The organism is Streptomyces sp. NPDC057950, from assembly GCF_042887295.1.
In the GTDB taxonomy this organism is placed as follows: Bacteria; Actinomycetota; Actinomycetes; order Streptomycetales; family Streptomycetaceae; genus Streptomyces; species Streptomyces kaempferi.
Genome location: NZ_JBHVPP010000006.1, coordinates 328,729 through 348,251 on the forward strand (window position 1 = coordinate 328,729; position 19,523 = coordinate 348,251).

14 protein-coding genes, 1 rRNA gene and 2 pseudogenes are annotated in these 19,523 nt (G+C 72.7%); 4 read left to right on the top strand and 13 right to left on the bottom strand.

Annotated features, from left to right (window positions below):
- Nucleotides 1–337 precede the first annotated feature (337 nt).
- Both ACFVTC_RS13790 and ACFVTC_RS13795 read left to right on the top strand, forming a co-directional pair.
- Complete coding sequence (locus ACFVTC_RS13790; RefSeq protein WP_329294769.1) at nt 338–2,140, top strand: glycoside hydrolase family 15 protein; 1,803 nt, start codon at nt 338–340, stop codon at nt 2,138–2,140.
- Between the two features lie 204 nt (nt 2,141–2,344).
- The gene (locus ACFVTC_RS13795) at nt 2,345–3,985 is read left to right on the top strand and encodes a PucR family transcriptional regulator (protein ID WP_390126772.1); all 1,641 of its coding nucleotides are present in this window, start codon (nt 2,345–2,347) and stop codon (nt 3,983–3,985) included.
- 25 nt (nt 3,986–4,010) lie between these two features.
- Here ACFVTC_RS13795 and ACFVTC_RS13800 read toward each other — a convergent pair whose 3' ends face one another.
- The 6 genes and pseudogenes from ACFVTC_RS13800 to ACFVTC_RS13825 form a co-directional block, all read right to left on the bottom strand.
- Nucleotides 4,011–5,147: a glycosyltransferase family 4 protein gene (locus ACFVTC_RS13800; RefSeq protein ID WP_390126774.1), complete on the bottom strand. Its 1,137-nt coding sequence runs from the start codon at nt 5,145–5,147 to the stop codon at nt 4,011–4,013.
- Between the two features lie 342 nt (nt 5,148–5,489).
- Nucleotides 5,490–6,221: pseudogene (locus ACFVTC_RS13805) on the bottom strand (hypothetical protein); the annotation flags it as partial.
- Between the two features lie 170 nt (nt 6,222–6,391).
- Complete coding sequence (gene recN / locus ACFVTC_RS13810; protein WP_390126801.1) at nt 6,392–8,110, bottom strand: DNA repair protein RecN; 1,719 nt, start codon at nt 8,108–8,110, stop codon at nt 6,392–6,394.
- Between the two features lie 481 nt (nt 8,111–8,591).
- Nucleotides 8,592–9,497, bottom strand: a complete 906-nt coding sequence (locus tag ACFVTC_RS13815; protein ID WP_168527409.1) for an NAD kinase — start codon at nt 9,495–9,497, stop codon at nt 8,592–8,594.
- The gene (locus ACFVTC_RS13820) at nt 9,494–10,309 is read right to left on the bottom strand and encodes a TlyA family RNA methyltransferase (RefSeq protein WP_168527410.1); all 816 of its coding nucleotides are present in this window, start codon (nt 10,307–10,309) and stop codon (nt 9,494–9,496) included. The genes ACFVTC_RS13815 and ACFVTC_RS13820 overlap by 4 nt, the downstream gene beginning before the upstream one ends.
- A gap of 55 nt (nt 10,310–10,364) precedes the next feature.
- Nucleotides 10,365–10,682, bottom strand: a complete 318-nt coding sequence (locus ACFVTC_RS13825; RefSeq protein WP_390126775.1) for a hypothetical protein — start codon at nt 10,680–10,682, stop codon at nt 10,365–10,367.
- Between the two features lie 42 nt (nt 10,683–10,724).
- Between ACFVTC_RS13825 and ACFVTC_RS13830 the strand changes: the two genes are divergently transcribed.
- Nucleotides 10,725–11,072 carry an SCP2 sterol-binding domain-containing protein gene (locus tag ACFVTC_RS13830; RefSeq protein ID WP_390126776.1) on the top strand — a complete coding sequence of 116 codons (348 nt, stop codon included), beginning with the start codon at nt 10,725–10,727 and terminating at the stop codon, nt 11,070–11,072.
- Between the two features lie 4 nt (nt 11,073–11,076).
- Here the strand turns inward: ACFVTC_RS13830 and ACFVTC_RS13835 are convergent, their stop codons facing one another.
- The 4 genes from ACFVTC_RS13835 to ACFVTC_RS13850 all read right to left on the bottom strand — a co-directional run bounded on the left by ACFVTC_RS13835 (nt 11,077) and on the right by ACFVTC_RS13850 (nt 15,219).
- On the bottom strand, nt 11,077–11,925 hold the full coding sequence (locus tag ACFVTC_RS13835; protein ID WP_390126777.1) for an ABC transporter ATP-binding protein: 849 nt from the start codon (nt 11,923–11,925) through the stop codon (nt 11,077–11,079).
- Entirely contained in the window at nt 11,922–12,965 is a 1,044-nt protein-coding gene (locus ACFVTC_RS13840) for a FecCD family ABC transporter permease (protein ID WP_390126778.1), read from the bottom strand. Before ACFVTC_RS13840 ends, ACFVTC_RS13835 begins: the two co-directional genes overlap by 4 nt.
- Nucleotides 12,962–14,005 (bottom strand): FecCD family ABC transporter permease, encoded by a 1,044-nt coding sequence (locus ACFVTC_RS13845; protein ID WP_390126779.1) that lies wholly within the window; start codon nt 14,003–14,005, stop codon nt 12,962–12,964. The genes ACFVTC_RS13840 and ACFVTC_RS13845 overlap by 4 nt, the downstream gene beginning before the upstream one ends.
- A gap of 185 nt (nt 14,006–14,190) precedes the next feature.
- On the bottom strand, nt 14,191–15,219 hold the full coding sequence (locus tag ACFVTC_RS13850) for an HAD hydrolase-like protein (RefSeq protein WP_390126781.1): 1,029 nt from the start codon (nt 15,217–15,219) through the stop codon (nt 14,191–14,193).
- A gap of 86 nt (nt 15,220–15,305) precedes the next feature.
- Between ACFVTC_RS13850 and ACFVTC_RS13855 the strand changes: the two genes are divergently transcribed.
- Entirely contained in the window at nt 15,306–16,598 is a 1,293-nt protein-coding gene (locus ACFVTC_RS13855; protein ID WP_390126782.1) for a DUF1015 family protein, read from the top strand.
- Nucleotides 16,599–16,663: 65 nt separating this feature from the next.
- Here the strand turns inward: ACFVTC_RS13855 and ACFVTC_RS13860 are convergent, their stop codons facing one another.
- From ACFVTC_RS13860 to rrf, 3 genes and pseudogenes are all read right to left on the bottom strand, one after another.
- A complete protein-coding gene (locus tag ACFVTC_RS13860) occupies nt 16,664–17,563 on the bottom strand; it encodes a hypothetical protein (protein ID WP_390126802.1) in 900 nt (299 codons plus the stop codon).
- A 297-nt stretch (nt 17,564–17,860) separates the two neighbouring features.
- Nucleotides 17,861–19,072 (bottom strand): annotated as a pseudogene (locus ACFVTC_RS13865) (hypothetical protein); the annotation flags it as partial.
- A gap of 124 nt (nt 19,073–19,196) precedes the next feature.
- Nucleotides 19,197–19,313, bottom strand: a 5S ribosomal RNA gene (gene rrf, locus ACFVTC_RS13870).
- Nucleotides 19,314–19,523 lie beyond the last annotated feature (210 nt).

Genomic DNA, 19,523 nt, shown 5'->3' on the forward strand with positions numbered 1-19,523 from the left:
CTCCGCACACACGTCGACACGAACCCCGCACGCCACTCACTCGATCGGCCCACCCGGGATACCGGGAGCGGCACGCGGATCTTCCACGTGCGTCGTATCCTGCTCGGACACTCGCTGCCGAGCCCGGCCGACACACGGCACCATCCCCGCCCGTACCCCGGAACAACGAGGGCTCGTCAGTTCGTTTCGCAACGACAATCGGACCAATAATTGACGTTCCGCAGCGACGCTTCACCAACGTTCTTACATTCAACCTTCTAACGTTTTGAACGTTCCCTTGACCGCAGAGCGACCGCCCCTCGCGGGGGGCGACGTGGCCGTTCGACTGGAGATGCACGTGGCCGGGCGCATCGAGGACTACGCACTCATCGGAGACATGCAGACCGCAGCGCTGGTCTGCCGGGACGGCACGGTGGACTGGCTGTGCCTGCCCCGCTTCGACTCCCATGCCATCTTCGCGGGACTGCTCGGCACGGAGGAACACGGATTCTGGCGGCTCGGCCCGGCCCACGCGGCCGACGCCGAACCGCCGACGGCGGCACGCCGCTCGTACCGCGGCGACTCGCTGATCCTCGAATCCGAGTGGGACACCCCCCGCGGCACGGTCCGGGTGACCGATTTCATGCCGCCCCGTGACGGCGCGCCGCAGCTCATCCGCATCGTGGAAGGCGTCACGGGCCGCGTCCCGATGCGCTCCGCGCTGCGGATGCGGTTCAGCTACGGGCGGGTGGTGCCCTGGGTGCACAAGCACGAGGGGCGCACGGTCGCCGTGGCCGGACCGGACTCGGTGTGGTTCGACACCCCCTGCGAGACCTACGGCAAGGCGTTGACCACGTACGCCGACTTCACGGTGGCGCCGGGTGACCGGATCGCGTTCACCATCTCGTGGGAGCCCTCGCACAAGCGGCCCCCGGCGCTGCCCGAGCCCGAGCAGGCCCTGGAGGCCACCGAGGAGTTCTGGCGCGACTGGGTCGACCAGTGCACGTACCACGGCCCCTACCGCGAGGCCGTGGTCCGCTCCCTGATCACCCTCAAGGCCCTGACGTACGCGCCCACGGGCGGCATCGTCGCGGCGCCCACCACCTCCCTGCCGGAGGAGATCGGCGGCGTACGCAACTGGGACTACCGCTACACCTGGCTGCGCGACGCCGCGATCACCCTCTCCTCCCTGCTGCGCACCGGCTACCGCGAGGAGGCACGGGCCTGGCGCGAGTGGCTGCTGCGCGCGGTCGCGGGCGACCCGGAGAACCTCCAGATCATGTACGGCATCGCGGGCGAACGGGAGTTGGGCGAGGCGGAACTCGACTGGCTTCCGGGGTACGAGAATTCGGGCCCGGTACGGGTCGGCAACGGCGCCGCGCACCAGCTCCAGCTGGATGTGTACGGCGAGGTCACCGAGGCGCTGCACCTGGCCCACATGACCGGTCTGTCCCGCAACGACTACGCCTCGCTGCTCCAGTTGAAGCTGATCCGCTATCTGGAGGACCACTGGGACCAGCCGGACGAGGGCATCTGGGAGGTCCGCGGTCCGCGCCGGCACTTCGTGCACTCCAAGGTGATGGCCTGGGTCGCCGTCGACCGCACCATCAAGCTCATCGAGTCGGGCGACGCCGACGGCCCGTTGGAGAAGTGGCGCGAACTGCGCGACGACATCCACCGGGACGTGTGCGAGAAGGGCTACGACAAGGAGCGCAACACGTTCACGCAGTCGTACGGCTCCAGGGAGCTGGACGCCTCGCTGCTCCTCATCCCGCAGATGGGCTTCCTGCCGCCCGACGACAAGCGCGTGATCGGCACCATCGAGGCGATCCAGCGCGAGCTGTCCACCTCGGACGGCTTCATCCTGCGCTACCCGACCTCCGGCGAGGACGCGGGCGTGGACGGTCTGGAGGGCGACGAGGGCGCCTTCCTCGCCTGCTCGTTCTGGATGGCGGACGACCTGGCGATGATCGGCCGGGTCGACGAGGCCCGCAAGCTCTTCGAGCGGCTGCTGGCGCTCCGCAACGACCTGGGCCTGCTGGCCGAGGAGTGGGACCCGCGTCTGCAGCGCCAGGTGGGCAACTTCCCGCAGGCCTTCAGCCACGTGCCCCTGATCGACACGGCACTGAGGCTGACCGCGAGCGGGGCGTACGGCGGCTAGGGCGTCGCGGGGCGGGCGGGACTTCCGCAACCCGCCCCGGCACGACGACACGACCTGCGGCGGCCGCCGGACAGCGGCCACCGCGGGCGCCCCGCGAGGGGCCCGGCACGGACGGGTGCGGCCCGGACCGCGTGCCGGCAAGCACCCGGTGGCACCGGCCCTCGGAGGTGCCCGCGCACGGGGTGCACGGGTAGCGTCCGCAGCATGGACAGCCGTACGGACAGCAGCTTCGACACCCAGGGCGCCGGAATCACCGTGCAGCGGGCGCTGGAGCTGCCCGGACTGCGCAGCGGACTGCCGGAGATCCTCGCGGGAGCCGACCGGCTGCAGCGCACCGTGCGCTGGGTGCACGCGGGCGAGGTCCCGAACATCGCCTCACTGCTCAAGGGCGGCGAACTGCTCCTGACCACGGGCTACGGCCTCGGCACCCGCCCGGCCGACCAGCGCGCCTTCGTCCGGACGCTGGCCGAACGCGGCATCGCGGCGCTCGTCGTCGAACTGGGCCCGCGTTTCACCCGACTGCCCGCGGCCCTCGTCGAGACGGCCCGCTCGGCCGGCCTCCCCCTCGTCCAGCTCCACCGGGAAGTGCCCTTCGTGGCGGTCACGGAGGAGATCCACACCGAGATCGTCAACGGCCACTACGCGCTGCTCCAGCAGGCCGAGGAGGTGCACCGGCGCTGCACCGAGGCCCTCCTCGGCGGTGGCGGTGTCCCCCAGGTCCTGCGCATCCTGGCCGACTTCAGCGGCAACCCGGTCTTCCTGGAGACCGCGGACGGGCAACTCCTGTACGCCGCCGGATCCGGCTCCGCGGGCGCCGATCCGCTCCAGGTGTGGGAGGGCATGCGCGGCCAGCACAAGGACCAGCCGCCCGCCGGGACGACGCTCGTGGACGTGCCCGGCGGCGGCCCCGGCACCGGCGCGGTACGGGCCCGGCTGGTCCTGCTGCCGGTCGGCGCCCCGGTCACCCCCGTGCACCGGATCGCGGCGGAGCGGGCCGCCGGCATCCTCGCCGTCGTCCTGATGCAGGCACGCCAGGAGGAGGAGCTCGCCGCGCGCGGACGCGGCGACTTCCTGACGGACCTCGCGGAGGGCCGTATCCAGGCGGAGGACGCTCCCGCCCAGGCCCGGGTGCTCGGTTTCAAGCCGGGCAGGAGCCCGCTCCTGCCCGTCGTGATGCGGCTCGCCGACGGTCTGTCCCCCGGCGGAGGCTGGGCGGTCCTGGCGCGGGCCGTCGCGGAGGAACTCGCCTCGGTGGGGGTACCGGTCCTGCTCGGCGTACGCCCCGTCGAGGGCCGTGTCCCGCTCCTGCTCGGCCTGCGTTCGGAGTCCGAGCGCCAGACGGTCGCGGACCGGGTGGCACTGGCACTGCGGGCGGGCGTGGAGCGCGCGGGGATGCAACGGCCCGGTGCGCTGCCGCCGGTGGTGGTGGTCGGCGTCGCGGGCGGCTGGGCGGCGGCCTCGGCGGGCCTGCGGCACGCGGCGGAGACGGCGACCGCCGCGCAGGGCCTGTCGGACCGCCCCTGGTACGACGCCCGTCGCCTCGACATCGACCTCCTCCTGTGGCGCCTGCGCGACCACCCGGACCTGGCGGCCTTCGTGGACCGCGCCATCGGTCCCCTCCGCGACCACGACCACCGCTCCAGGCCTCCGCTGCTGCCCACCCTGGAGACGTATCTGGCGCACGCGGGACGCAAGGCGGAGACGGCCCGCGAACTGCATCTCAACCGGCAGACCCTCTACAACCGCCTCGCCAGGATCGGGGAGTTGCTGGGTACGGACCTGGACGACCCGCAGACGGTACTGGCGTTGAGCCTGGCCCTCCGCGCGCGAAGGCATGTGTCCTGATCCCGCGCGAAGGGCCGGACATGATCTAGACGAGGGGCCAGACCTGGGTCAACTCGTCGTAGACGCTGAGCACTTGAGCCACCGTCTCGTCCTCGGTCGGCCAGCTCGCGGCCTGCCGTACGCCCCTCGCGCGGAGCAGCTCCCGGCGTGCCGGATCGCCGAGAAGGCGCGCCACGGCCGCGGCGAGCGCCGCCGCGTCCGCGTACGGGACGAGCTCGGCGGCGTCACCGACCAGTTCGGGGATGCCGCCGACCGCGGTCGCCACCAGCGGCACGCCCGTGCGCAGGGCCTCCTGGGCGAGGACGGAACGGGATTCCCAACCGCTCGGCAGCAGGGCGAGGTCGGCGGCGGGCAGCAGCTCGCAGACGTCGTCGCGCCGGCCGAGCAGCCGGACCGGCAGCTCCTCGTCCTCGACACGCCCCTGGAGGACGGTACGCAGCGGACCCTCGCCGGCGATCACGAGGAGCGGCACCGGGTCGAGGTCCCGCCACGCGCGCGCGGCGTCCAGCAGGGTGCCGTATCCGCGGTGCCGGTCGAGGGCACCCACCGCCATGAGCAACGGGCGTTCGGTGGCACCCAGTTCGGCCCGCGCCTTGTGGCGCGGCCGGTCGGGGTCCCCGTGCTCGACGGCCTTGCGCGGCGCCGGGATCGCGACGGCGGAGAGCCGGGCGTCCCGGGCCCCGCGGCGGCGGGCACGATCCACCAGGTCCGAGGAGGTGGCGAGGACGACGGAGGCGGCCCTGGCGACGCGCCGTTCCAGCAGACGCAGCAGATGGGCCCGCGCGCCCTCGGCATGCGAGCGGGTGTGCCAGGTGACGACGAGCGGGGTGCGCAGCCCGCTGAGCGCGAGCGTGGCCCGCAGCGCGGCGTGCAGCCCGTGCGCGTGTACGAGGTCGGCGTCCGCGCAGGCGATCCGCAGCGCGGCCACGGAGGCGGGGTCACCGCTGCGGGGCACCGGGACGTGCTGGGCGCCCACACCCGTGAATCCGTACGCGCGGTCGGCCTCGGCGGGGGCGCAGACGGTGACCCGCACGCCACGGGCGACGAGGCCCGAGGCCAGCGACCGCACATGGGCGCTGCTGCCCGCACTTCCGCCGCCGAGCACCTGCACGGTGCGCAGCGGCGACTGGCCGTGCGGTGAGTGGCTGCTCACGTGGCTCACGTGGCCGGGGCTCCTGGTTCGGCGTCGGACGGTCACGGAGAAACGTACAGAAAGGTCTGCAGAGGGGGTGTACCGCACGTCGTGCTCCGCGTACTACGCCAAGGATGCCAGGCCGTACGGGTGTTCCGGGACCGCCATCGGAGCGGGCTGCGCGGCACACCGGCCGACGCGACGACACCTGTCACCCACACGGGTGTGTGGTCCCCCTCCTCAGGCCGGGTCGGCGGGGCTCGGCGGGCCCTCGTGACCCCCGCCGGAACGAGGGGGCGAGGGGCGGAGGCGCTGGGGGGCGCGGGAGGCCCCGGCGGGCGCGGAGACCCGGGTCGGGCGCGGTCGCCGTCCGGCTCGCGCCGCCGCGCTGACCCGCTCCCCGCACACCGTCGCGGCCACCAGCGCGGCGGCGTGGGCGAGAAGTCCGGCCCGCCCGTTGCCCGCGACGACGGCGGTACCCAGCGCGGCGCCGAGCGCGTGGGCCCCGGTGTCACCGATCATCGCGCGCTCACCGAGATCGTCGGGGAAGACGGCGGCCGCGGCTCCCGTCGCGGCGGCCGCGAGCCGCCCGGCGCGCCCGCCCCGCAGCAGTCCGGGCGCCCCCAGCACCAGCACCGCGCCGGCGGCACGCCCGGGACGCACATCCACGAGGTTGACGAAGTGCGCGCTCCCGGCGATCACCACTCCCGCGAGCAGCCGGTCCAGGGGCCGCTCCTTCAGCAGCGCCCCCGCCACCAGCCCCGCGGCCGAGATCCCGAACAACTTGACGGCGCCACTGGTGACTTCGCCGTCCCGGAGGGCTCCGAGATGCGCCCGGAACCCGCGACGTGGGTCACCGGCCCCGGCGATGTCGTCGTACGCGCCGCACGCGCCGGCGGCCAGCACCGCGAATCCGGCTCCAGGGTGGGCCAGGCCGGCTCCGAGCGCCGCTCCCACGGCCGCCGCGGGACCCGCGTACAGCTCGACGGTGCGGCCCGCGTGGTTCTCCCGCTCCCAGCGGCCGGGACCACCCGGGGGCTCGGCCCGCAGGGCGGCGAGAAGGGCGCGGGTGGTCGCGGCGGCGGTACCGAACACGGAGATCATGCAGGCCACTCCAGGGACCCGCGAAGCGGGCCCGGGACGGGGCGCAAAGCGCCGAGAGGGACGGGCGGGGAACTGCCGCGGAGCGACAAGGTGCGCGGCCGCCTCTCCGCAGGCCGCGCGGAACGGCAGGCCGCGCGGCGAGACAAGGCCACGGACCGCGAACCGGGCGGCTACGCGTCCGCCCGCGCGGTGGCCAGCAACTCCTCCGCGTGGGCCCGAGCGGTCTGCGAGTCCTCCTGACCCGCCAGCATCCGGGACAGCTCCCTGATGCGGTCCTCCCCCTCCAGCACCTTCACCCCGGACCGGGTCACCGACCCGTCGTTCGTCTTCTCGACCAGCAGCTGCCGGTCCGCGAACGCGGCCACCTGGGGAAGGTGCGTCACCACGACCACCTGCGCGCTCCTGGCGAGCCGCGCCAGCCGCCGCCCGATCTCGACCGCGGCCTTGCCGCCGACCCCCGCGTCGACCTCGTCGAAGAGGTACGTCGGTACGGGATCGGTCCCCGCGAACACCACTTCCACCGCGAGCATCACCCGCGAGAGCTCACCGCCGGACGCCCCCTTGGCGATGGGCCTCGGCGGGGCGCCGGGGTGCGGCGCGAGCAGCAGCTCGACCTCGTCGACGCCCGCGGGCCCGTAAGCGACCGTACGCCCGTCGAGTTCCACGCCCTCGGGGTCGTCGGTCTGCCGGATCTCGAACGAGACGCGCGCGTGCGGCATCGCGAGCGAGGCCAGCTCGGCGGTCACGGCCGCGGCGAACCGCTGCGCCGCCTCCGTCCGGGCGTCCGTCAACGCCTCGGCCAGTCCGCCCAGTTCGGCCCGCAGCGCGTCCCGTTCGGCGGTCAGTTCGCCGATCCGCTCGTCGTCGCCGTCGAGTTCGAGCAGGCGCGCGGCGCCCTGCTCCGCCCAGGCCAGTACGGCGTCGACGTCCTCGCCGTACTTCCGGGTCAGCTGGGTGAGCGCGGCCCGGCGCTCCTCCACCGCGGCCAGCCGCAGCGGATCGGCGTCGAGGTCGTCGGCGTACCCGGCCAGTTCCCCCGCCACGTCGCGCAGCAGGATGTTGATCTCGCCGATCCGCCCGGACAGCCCGGCGAGCGCGGAGTCGTGCGCCCGTACGGCCTCCAGGGCCCGGTGCGCGCCCGCGACGAGGGTCGCCGCGTCGATGCCCTCGGGGTCCTCGGGATTGCCGGCGAGCGCGGCGTGCGCGGCCGTGGCGGCCGATGCCAGCGCCTCCGCGTGTCCGAGCCGCTCGGCCTCCGCCGACAGCTCCGTGTCCTCGCCCGAGCGCGGCTCCACGGCCGCGATCTCGTCGAGCCCGAAGCGCAGCAGGTCGGCTTCCTGGGCCCGCTCACGCGCGCGGGTGGTGATCTCGTCCAGCTCGGTGGTGATCGCCCGCAGCCGGCGGTAGGCCCCGGCGTACTTGGCGAGCGGCGCGGCGACCGCGTCCCCGGCGTACCGGTCGAGTGCCTGCCGCTGCCGGGACAGTTTGAGCAGCCCCTGCTGATCGGTCTGTCCGTGCACGGCGACCAGCTCGTCGGCGAGTTCGGCCAGTACTCCCACGGGTACCGAGCGTCCGCCGATGTGCGCCCGTGAGCGCCCTTCGGCCGACACGGTGCGGCTGATCAGCAGCGCGCCGTCGTCGAGTTCGGCTCCCGCCTCCTCGGCCCGCCGGATCGCCGTTCCTCCAGCGGGCACGGCGATCCGGCCCTCGACGACGGCGTTCTTGGCGCCGATCCGTACGAGGGCGGGGTCCGCGCGCCCGCCGAGCAGCAGCCCGAGGCTGGTGACCACCATCGTCTTGCCCGCACCGGTCTCACCCGTCACGGCGGTGAAGCCGGGCGACAATTCGACGACTGCGTCGTCGATGACTCCGAGCGACCGTATCCGCATCTCCTCCAACACGGACACGACCTTACGAGGTCAGGGACCCGATGTGCGACGGGCCCTGCCCTGCTTGTGCGAAGGCGCAGGTGGCGGGGGTCACCCGGGCACGTGTGTCACCCGCTGGGGTGGGGTTCGCCGACCGTGGTGCGGTCGTGCCCGCGCGAAGCCCTGGACGGGGTGCCCGACACGCCGGGACCGGCGTGTACGCCCCCGCCCCCGCCGGTTCCCGGGCTCTCACCGGGCCGCACGGGCCCTCCGGCGCTTCCCCGGCCACCGGGGGCCCACAGGCCGTCAGGGGCCTCCGTGGGCCGCCCGTGGGGCCCGTGGGCCTCCTGACGCCCGTGGGGAACCCGGGATCCGCCGCGCCCGCCGCGAGCGCGCCGCGGTCGCGGTCGCAGTCGTCGCATTCGTCGCATTCGTCGCGGCGAACCCTCGCCCCGCTCTCCTTCGAGCGCCCGCCGGACGGTCCCGCCGCCCGGCGCGCGGCTCAGTGCGGTGCCCCGCGCCACCCCGCCACCGGCAGCGCGAACTTAGCGACCAGCCGGTCGGTGAACGACGCGTGGTGCAGCCGTGCGAGCCGTACCGGCACGGCACCTCGCCGTACCTCGACCCGCGCTCCCGGCGGCAGTTCCACCGTGCGCCGCCCGTCGCACCACAGCACGCCGGGCGGGATGTGCGGCAGCACCTCCACCGCGAGCACGGAGTCGGGCGAGGTCACCAGCGGCTTGGCGAACAGCGCGTGCGCGCTGATCGGCACCATGAGCAGCGCCTCGACCTCCGGCCACACCACGGGCCCGCCCGCGGAGAAGGCGTACGCCGTCGACCCGGTGGGGGTCGCGCAGACGATGCCGTCGCAGCCGAAGCCGGTGACCGGCCGGCCGTCGATCTCCAGGATGACCTCCAGGAGCTTCTCGGCGGACACCTTCTGCACGGCGGCCTCGTTCAGCGCCCAGTCGGTGTGCACGATGTCGCCGTTGCGGTGCACGACGACGTCGACGGTCATCCGCTCCTCGACCTCGTACGCCCGGGTGACCACCCGGTCGACGACCTTGTCGAGGTCGTCCCGCTCGGCCTCGGCGAGGAACCCGACGCTGCCGAGGTTCACGCCGAGCATCGGGACGCCGGAGGCGCGGGCGAACTCGGCGCCGCGCAGCAGCGTCCCGTCACCGCCGAGCACGATCAGCAGTTCGCACCCGTCGAGGCACTGCGGGGTGGCCTCCCTGACGAGTTCCACCTCGGGCGGCAGCGGCAGGTCCGCCGCCTCCGCCTCCAGGACCCGGACTCCGAGGCCGGAGCGCAACAGCCCCTGGACGACGAGTTCGGCGCTGCGGATCGCAGCGGGCCGCCCGGTGTGGGCGAGCAGGAAAACAGTACGAGCTCGGGTCTGTGTCAACGCGGCCCCTCCGCCACTGCACGGTCAACGTCGGCCGGGTCGAGTTCGGGCGACCCGGCACGCAGCCACAGAAAGTACTCGACATTGCCCGAGGGTCCGGGCAGCGGACTGGCGGTCACGCCCTCCACCCCGAGCCCCAGTTCCGCGGCCCGTCCGGCCACGCCGCGCACCGCTTCGGCGCGCAGTTCCGGACTGCGTACGACTCCACCACTGCCCAGCCGTTCCTTCCCCACCTCGAACTGCGGCTTGACCATCATCACCAGATCGGCGTCGGGCGCCGCGCACCGCACGAGGGCGGGCAGCACCAGTCCGAGCGGGATGAAGGACAGATCCCCGACAACAAGGTCCACGGGCTCCCCATCGATCGCCTCCAACGTCAACTCGCGTACGTTCGTACGGTCCTTGACGGTGACGCGTTCATCGCTCTGCAGGGACCAGGCGAGTTGACCGTAGCCGACGTCGACGGCGACGACATGGGCGGCGCCCGCGCGCAGCAGGACGTCGGTGAAGCCGCCGGTGGACGCTCCGGCGTCCAGAGCCCGCCTCCCCTCGACCCGCAGGCCCCGGGGTACGAAGGCCGCCAGGGCGCCGGCGAGTTTGTGCCCGCCGCGCGAGACGTAGTCGGGGTCGTTGTCGTCCCGGGTGACCACGATCGCGGCCGCGGTCTCCACCTGGGTGGCGGGCTTGGTCGCGAGGGTCTTGCCGACGGTGACCCGGCCCGCGGCGATCAGCTGGCCGGCGTGTTCGCGCGAGCGGGCGAGTTTCCGGCGGACCAGCTCGGCGTCGAGGCGGCGGCGTGCCACTCCTGCCACGTTCGGTTCAGCTCCTGCGGTCGTACGGCCAATGAGAGGTGTGACCCGAAGGGTCTCATCGAGGGGCGGCGGTCGGGTGACGGGTGGGCACCGGAGGTGCCGGGCGGGCGTCGAGCTCGGTCAGCGCGTCACGCAGCCCCCTGTGCACATCCTCGTACACCTCCAGGTGTCCGTCGGTGGCGAGGTGGTCCGCGTCGCCCAGCCGGTCGAGCTGCGCGTCGACCTCGGCGCTTCCCGTGGGGACGCGTTCCACGTCCAGCGGGACCGGCGCGGCAGGGTCGTACGAGGGTTCGATCGCGTCCCGCGCATCCTCCGGGGGCACCCCCGCCTCCGCCTCCGGCACGGCCCCGGACTCCGGCACTGACTCGTTCATGCCCCGACGCTACCCCGAAGCGCTGCGGTACGGTCGATCACGATGGCGACGACTGAGGAGTGCCGTGCGGCACTCGACAAGCTCTCGGACAACCTGGCGGGTGCCGAAGGGGACGTACGCAGCGCGGCGGCCCTGGACCGTTCGCTGAGCTGCCGTATCACCGACCTCGACATCACCTTCGTGGGGCGTCTCGCGGACGGCCGGATCGAGGTGCTGGACACCGTTGCGGGGCTGCCCCGCGAGAAGGCCCAGATCCGGCTCACCATGAGCGGCGACGACCTGGTCGCGATGGTGAACGGGAAGCTGCACTTCGCGAAGGCGTGGGGTTCGGGCCGGGTGAAACTGGAGGCGGGCCTGCTGGACCTGTTCCGGCTCAGGAGCCTCCTCTGAGCCCTCAGGAGCCCTCCGGCACCGCGACGCGTGCCCTGCGGGCCGCCGGGACCACCAGCGGCGTTCCGGTCTCCGGGTCGTCGATGACCTGGCAGCGCAGCCCGAAGACCTCCTCGACCAGTTCGGCCGTCACGATGTCCCCGGGCGCGCCCTCGGCGACGACCCGGCCGTCGCGCAGGGCGATGAGGTGGGTGGCGTACCGCGCGGCGTGATTGAGGTCGTGCAGGACCGCGACCAGCGTCCGCCCCCGCTCCTCGTGGAGTTCGGCGCAGAGGTCGAGCACGTCGATCTGGTGCTGGATGTCGAGGTAGGTGGTCGGCTCGTCGAGCAGCAGCAGCGGTGTCTGCTGGGCCAGGGCCATCGCGATCCACACGCGCTGCCGCTGTCCGCCCGACAGTTCGTCGACGTAGCGGTCGGCCAGTTCGGCGACGCCGGTCGAGGCCATCGACTCCCGTACGACCCGCTCGTCCTCCGTCGACCACTGGCGCAGCAGCCCCTGGTGCGGGTAGCGGCCCCGGCCGACCAGATCGCCGACCGTGATCCCGTCCGGCGCGATCGAGGACTGCGGGAGCAGCCCGAGCGTCCTGGCCACCTTCTTCGCGGGCATCGACTGGATGACCTGCCCGTCGAGCAGTACCCGCCCCACGGAGGGCTTGAGCATCCGGGACAGGGCCCGCAGCAGGGTCGACTTTCCGCACGCGTTCGGGCCGACGATCACGGTGAAGGAGTGGTCGGGGATCTCCACCGACAGCTTCTCCGCGATGACACGCTGGTCGTAGCCGAGGGTGACGTTGTCGGCGGACAGGCGGTTCACAGTGCTCCTCTGGGGGTTCTCGTTCGCGGGGGCGCTCATATCCGGCCCGCCTTGCGCTCGGTGACGAGCAGCCACAGCAGATACATGCCGCCGAGGACTCCGGTGACGACGCCCACGGGCAGCTGGTCGGCCCCGAAGGCGCGCTGCGAGGCCCAGTCCGCGACGATCAGCAGGGCGGCGCCCATGCACATCGACGGCACCAGGTTGGGTCCCGGCGAGCGGGTCAGGCGCCTGGCGAGCTGCGGCGCGGTGAGCGCCACGAAGCCGACCGGACCGGCCGCGGCGGTGGCGCCCGCGGTGAGCAGGACGGCGGACAGCATCAGCAGCAGGCGTACGCGCTCGACCCGCACGCCGAGTGCGTACGACACGTCGTCACCCATCTCCATCATGCGCAGCCCCCGCGCGTTGCCGAGGACGAGTGGCACCAACACGGCGCACATCGCCAGCAGCGGCCACACCTGGGCCCAGTCACGGCCGTTGAGGGAGCCCGTCATCCAGACGACCGCGCGGGCCGCGTCGACGAGGTCCGCCTTGGTCAGCAGGTAGCCGTTGACCGCGGTGACGATCGCGGAGACGCCGATCCCGACCAGGACCAGCCGGTATCCGTGCACGCCGCGCTTCCAGGCGAGCAGATAGATGGCGACTCCGGTCACCACGCCGCCGACGAGCGCCCCGAGGGCGACCTGGTTCGCGGTCCCCGAGAACAGCACGATCATGATCAGCGCGCCGGCCGTCGACCCCTGCCCCAGGCCGAGGACGTCCGGACTGCCCAGCGGGTTGCGGGAGACGGACTGGAAGATCGCCCCGCCGAGCCCGAGCGAGGCCCCGACCAGGAGGCCGACGAGCACCCGGGGCAGCCGCAGTTCGTTGACGATGAACTCCTGCCCGGCGTTCCCGTCGCCGGCCAGCGTCCTGAGGACGTCGGCGGCCGGGATCGGGAAGTCGCCGGTGCCGATGAGCACCACGCTCGCGGCGAGCGCGGCCACCAGCAGCAGCACGACGACGACGAGCGCCCGCACGTCGAACCGGACCGACAGACCGCCGCGCGCGCGTAGGGATCGGGTACGTGTCGTGCTCACAGCTGGGCCGTCCTCCGCCGTCGTACGAGGTAGATGAAGACCGGGCCGCCGAGGACCGCGGTGACGATGCCGACCTGGAGTTCCGCGGGCCGGGCGATGATCCGTCCCAGCACGTCGGCGCCGAGCAGCAGCACCGGCGACAGCACGGTCGCGTACGGCAGGATCCAGCGCAGGTCCGGGCCGGTGAAGGACCGTACGACGTGCGGGACCATCAGCCCCACGAAGACGATCGGCCCGCAGGCGGCCGTCGCGGCGCCGCACAGCACGGTGGCGGCGGCCATGGACAGCGCACGGGTGCGGTTCAGGTTGGCGCCGAGCGCGCGGGCCGTGTCGTCGCCCATGGCCATGGCGTTCAGCGGCCGGGCGAGGCCCAGCGCGAGCACCGTGCCGACCACCAGGAACGGCAGCACCTGCCTGATGGTCGAGTCCGTCGCCGAGGCGAGCGAACCGACCGTCCAGAAGCGCATCCTGCCCAGCGCCGCGTCATCCATGATCATCACGGCCTGGAGATAGCCGTAGAGAGCGGCGCTGATCGCGGTGCCGGCGAGTGCGAGCCGCACCGGGGTCGCGCCCCGGCTGCCGCCGAGGAACCAGACCAGGGCCCCGACCGCGGCGGCGCCGAAGAAGGCGAACCAGACGTATCCGCTCAGGCTGGTGACACCGAAGTACGTGATGGCGGTGACGACCGCGGCGGACGCGCCCGCGTTGATCCCGAGCAGTCCGGGATCGGCCAGCGGGTTGCGGGTGAGCGCCTGCAGGACGGCACCCGACAGCCCTAGCGCGGCGCCGACGAGCAGTCCGAGGACGGTACGCGAGAGCCGGTCGCCCACGACGACGTCGGCGTACGTCCCCGAGTCGTGGAACAGGCCGTGCCAGACCTGGTCCAACGGCAGCGCTTTCGCACCGATCGCGATGCTCGCCAGTGCGACGAGCACGAGGACGGCCGCGGACACGACGAGCCCGACGGCACGTATCGCCCAGCGGTTCGGGGGCGCGGGGGCGGTCTCCGCGCGCTGTTGAGGGGGACTGTCGACCAACACGTGGTTAGGTTAGCCTACCCTCGCCCCGACGTGGTTCCCTGGCCCACGTCCAGCACCCGCTGCGCCCTCGCGTCCGCGCGACGACCTCGCGCGGACCGCCCCGGAGCCCGCGGGCGCCGCCACCGAGTCCGAGCGATCCGCCCGCCGAGCCCGAGCGATCCGCCCGCCGGTCCCGGGACGCGCCGTCAGAGTCCCAGCCGCGCCAGCGCCTTGGCGCCGTCCAGCGCGCACGCCCCGTCCCCGGCCGCCGTCCACGCCGCCGCGCACAGCGCCCGCAGCCCGTCCAGCGCCTCGCCCTCGCCCGTCAGTTCAAGCCGTTCGCTCCCGGCCGTCGCCGTCCACCCTCCGCACCGGAACCCGTCACCCTCCTGGACGATCGTGGGCTGACCGGTCAGCAGACCGCGCAGATCGGCGTCGACGTACGTCGGCCGGTGCCGCGGCGGGGCGGCGAGGAGCTGCGCGCCGTCCGTCACACCGGTGAGCACGAGCAGCGAGTCCACCTCGCCGTTGAACGCGCCCTCGATGTCCGTGTCCAGGCGGTCGCCGACCACCAGCGGCCGCTTCGCCCCGGTCCGCAGGATCGTCTCGCGGTGCATCGGGGGCAGCGGCTTGCCCGCCACCTGCGGCTCGGCGCCGGTGGCGATCCGTACGACCTCCACCGCGGCGCCGTTGCCCGGCGCGATACCGCGGGCGCTCGGAATGGTCAGGTCGGTGTTGGACGCGAACCACGGCACACCCCGCGCGATGGCGTAACAGGCCTCCGCGAATCGTGCCCACCGCAGGTCGGGACCCCCGTACCCCTGCACCACCGCCACCGGATCGTCGTCGGCCGACTCGACCGGTTCGAGCCCGCGCTCGCGCAGCGCGACCCGCAGCCCCTCCCCGCCGATGACCAGCACGCGCGCGCCGGCCGGCACCTGCTCGCTGATCAGCCGGGCCGCCGCCTGGGCGGAGGTGATGACGTCACCGGCGTCCGTCGGAATGCCCAGCTCGCCGAGGTGTCCGGCCACCGCGTCGGGCGTCCGCAGCGCGTTGTTGGTGACATACGCGAGGTGCATCCCGCCGGAGCGGGCGGTGCCGAGCGACTGAGCGGCGTGGGCGATCGCGTTGCCGCCCGCGTACACCACCCCGTCCAGATCGAGCAGCGCCGTGTCGTACGCCTCACTCAGGGCCTGCTCACTGCCCTCGGGCCGCGTCCTGGCGGTCTGGCTCATTGCACATCGCTCCTCGTTCTAGCTCTTTCCCTCGATCATCGCGCATGGCATCGGCACGTACTGACGATCACACTTACGATGCGTCAATGAACACTGCAGGTCCCGCGGAGGAAACCCCGGTGCGCAGCGGCCTCGATCTGGCCCCGTTCCGGGGCGTGCGCTACGACCCCGACCGGGTCGGCAGCCTCGCCGCCGTGACATCCCCGCCGTACGACGTCATCGTCCGGCCGGACGGTCTGCTGCACCTCGAATCGGCCGATCCGCACAACATCGTCCGGCTGATCCTCCCCCAGGACGCGACACCCCATGCCCGCAACCGCCAGGCCGCGGACACCCTGCACGCCTGGCTCTCCAAGGGTGTCCTGACCACCGACCCCGAGCCTGGCCTGTACGTCTACGAGCAGCGCGACGACGACATGCTGCAGCGCGGCATCATCGGCACCCTGCGCCTGTCGGAGCCGGCCGACGGTGTCGTCCTTCCGCACGAGGACGTCATGCCGCACATCGTCGCGGACCGCGCGGCCCTGATGCGGGCGACCTCCGCCAACCTCGAACCCCTTCTGCTCACCTATCGGGGCACCGGTTCCCGGGTCGGCACGGCCGCGGTCATCGAGCGCACGGCGGAGCGCGAGCCACTGCTGTCCACCACCACGGAGGACGGTCTGAGCCACCGTCTCTGGGCGATCACCGATACCGCCGATCTGGCCGAGATCCAGACGGACCTGGGCAACCACCAGGCGCTCATCGCGGACGGGCACCACCGCTGGGCGACCTATCTGCGTCTGCGCTCGGAGCACCCTTCGCCCAGCCCCTGGGACTTCGGCCTCGTCCTCCTGGTGGACACCGCGCGCTATCCGCTGCGGGTCCGCGCGATCCACCGTCTGCTGCACGGGCTGCCGGTCTCGGAGGCGCTGGCGGCCCTCACGGACTCGTTCCGGGTCCGCCACCTCGACGTTCCCCTCGCGAAGGCACTGGAGGCCCTCGCCTCGGCGGCCGCGGAGGGCAACGCCTTCCTCCTCGCGGGCGACGGTTCGTTCCATCTGGTCGACCGCCCGGACCCGGACCTGCTCACCCGTACGATCCCGGCCGACCATCCCGAGGCCTGGCGCACCCTGGACGCGACCGTCCTGCACGCCACGCTGCTCGCGCACGTCTGGGGCATCCCGGAGGACTCACCCGCCCACATCGCCTACATCCACGACACCGAGGCCACGGTCGCCAAGGCGGAGCTCGACGGCGGCACGGCGGTCCTCCTGCACCCGGTGCACGAGGAGGTCGTACGCGACCTCGCCCGCCAGGGCGTCACGATGCCCCGCAAGTCGACGTCGTTCGGCCCGAAGCCGGCGTCCGGACTGGTACTGCGGGCACTCGCCGACTGAGACGCCGAGCGGCGGGACCCCTTCCGGAGTCCCGCCGCTCGTGTTCTCACCACGTGGTTCAGGCGTCAGCCGCGGGGCGCGCCCTCGTCGTGGCCGTCGCGATCGTCACCTTCATCGCCGAGCTCTTCGTTCCGCTCGTCGTTCCGCTCGTCGTCGCGCTCGTCCTCGGAGTCATCGAGGTCCTCGTCGGTCAGGTCCTCGTCATCGACGTCGTCGAGCTCGTCGACCCCATCGACCTCATCGGCCTCGGCCTGGATCACCCGGTCGGCCTCGCGTACGGACGTGTGCTCGGCCCCGGTCCCGGAGTCCGTCTCGGACTCGCTCTCGTCCTCGACCAGGGCGTCGACGAACTCGACACCGTCCAGCTCCGCGAGCCGGTCCGAGGCGTCCGTGCTGCCGTCCTTGTCGGACTCGACAGCCTTCGCGAACCACTCGCGCGCCTCGTCCTGACGACCGGCGGCGAGAAGCGCGTCAGCGTACGCGTAGCGCAGTCGCGCGGTCCAGGGCTGCACGGAGTGCGAGGCCAGCTCGGGGCTCTGGAGGGTCACGATGGCGGCGTCGAGCTGCCCCATGTCCCGCCGCGCCCCGGCGGCGACCAGCCGCATCTCGACCTGACCGGCCTTGTCCAGCTTCTGCACGTCGGGCGCACCGGCCATGTCCAGCGCCTTCTCGGGCCGGCCCATACCCCGCTCGCAGTCCGCCATGACGGGCCACAGGTCGGCGTTGCCGGTCATCCGACGCGCGGCACGGAACTCCGCGAGCGCCTCGCTGTACTTCTGGCTCGCGTAGGCGGCGAATCCGGCCGCCTCGCGCACAGCGGCGACCCGCGACGCCAGACGCAGAGCGATCCTGGAGTACGCGTACGCGCCCTCGGGGTCCTCGTCGATGAGCCGGGCCACCATCACCAGGTTCCTCGAGACCTCCTCGGCAAGTCCCTTCGGCAGGCTCTGGAGCTCCTGCCGCACGTCCTTGTCGATCTCGTCGCCCGTGACGTCGTCCGGGATCGGCAGCCGCTTGATCGGCTCACGGTCCCGGTCGCGGTCACGGTCGTCGCGGCCACGGAAGCCTCCGCCCCGGCTGTCGCCACCCCGACGGTCGTCACGGCCCTGGAAGCCGCCGGGACGCCCACCCCGGTCGTCACGACGCGGGCCACCGCGTCCACGGTCGTCATCACGCCGCGGAGCACCTGAGCCGCCGGAACGCTCGTCACGACGGAACGGCGGACGATCCCCGTCACGACGCGGACCCCTGTCGTCTCCTCGTCGGTCGTCGCGGCGGTCGTCACGTCGGTCGTCGCGACGGAAGGCCGGGCGGTCCCCCTCACGACGGTCGCCACGGTCGTCGCGCCGGAAGTCGTTGCGGTCGTCACGACGGAACCCACCGCCGCTGCTGCCACCACGGTTGTCGTCACGACGGAACCCACCGCTGCCGCTGCCACCACGGTTGTCGTCACGACGGAACCCACCGCGGTCGTCATCACGACGCGGAGCGCCTGAGCCGCCGGAACGCTCGTCGCGACGGAACGGGGGACGATCCCCGTCACGACGCGGACCCCTGTCGTCTCCTCGTCGGTCGTCACGTCGGTCGTCACGTCGGTCGTCGCGACGGAAGGCCGGGCGGTCCCCCTCACGACGGTCGCCGCGGTCGTCGCGCCGGAAGTCGTTGCGGTCGTCACGACGGAACCCACCGCGGTCGTCGCCGCGGCGGTCGTCACGCCGGTCGTCACGGCGGAAGTTGCCACCGCTGCCGCCACGGTTGTCGTCACGACGGAACCCACCGCCGCTGCTGCCGCCACGGTTGTCGTCACGGCGGAACCCACCGCCGCTGCTGCCGCCACGGTTGTCATCTCGACGGAACCCACCGCGGTCGCTGCCGCCACGGTTGTCGTCACGGCGGAACCCACCGCCGCCGCTGCCACCACGGTTGTCATCTCGACGGAACCCACCGCCGCCGCTGCCGCCACGGTTGTCGTCACGACGGAACCCACCGCCGCCGCTGCCACCACGGTTGTCGTCACGACGGAACCCACCGCGGTCGTCATCACGACGCGGAGCGCCTGAGCCGCCGGAACGCTCGTCACGACGGAACGGCGGACGATCCCCGTCACGACGCTCACCGCGGTCATCACGGCGGAAGGCCGGCCGGTCGCCGTCCCTGCGGAAGCCACCACGGTCACGGTCGTCACGACGGGGCCCGCTGGGGCGGTCGTCACGACTGAACGACGGGCGACCCCCACGGTCACCTTCCCGACGGTCGTCGCGGCCACGGAAACCGCCACCACCACTGCCACCGCTGCCACCACGGTTGTCATCCCGGCGGTTGTCGTCACGCCGGAATCCGCCTCGGTCCCCGCCTCGGTCGCCGTCTCGGCGGTCGTTGTCACGGCGCGGGGCCCCGCGGTAGCCGCCGCGGTCACCACTGTCCTGGCGTCGCTGATCGCGCTCCGGTCGCTCATCGGGAGAGTTGGTGGACATGGGTGACTCCTGTCTTCGGTACCGCAAGTCATTCTCGCGCAGCCGGGTACCCGGCGCGCTTCGTAAAAACAAAAAAGGACCTCTGGTCCCAGCGAGTCGCTGGGACCAGAGGTCCTCAAAGATTGTTCGGCGGCGTCCTACTCTCCCACAGGGTCCCCCCTGCAGTACCATCGGCGCTGAAAGGCTTAGCTTCCGGGTTCGGAATGTAACCGGGCGTTTCCCTCACGCTATGACCACCGAAACCCTGTCAGACATCTCGTTTCTCAACGAGACCTCGAACGGGCAGCGAACAAGCACACTATTCAATTCATTAGTGAAACTGTTCAGCCAGCACAACCGTTCGTTGTCTGGGAACTACACAGTGGACGCGAGCAACTGAGGACAAGCCCTCGGCCTATTAGTACCGGTCACCTCCAGCGGTTACCCGCCTTCCAGATCCGGCCTATCAACC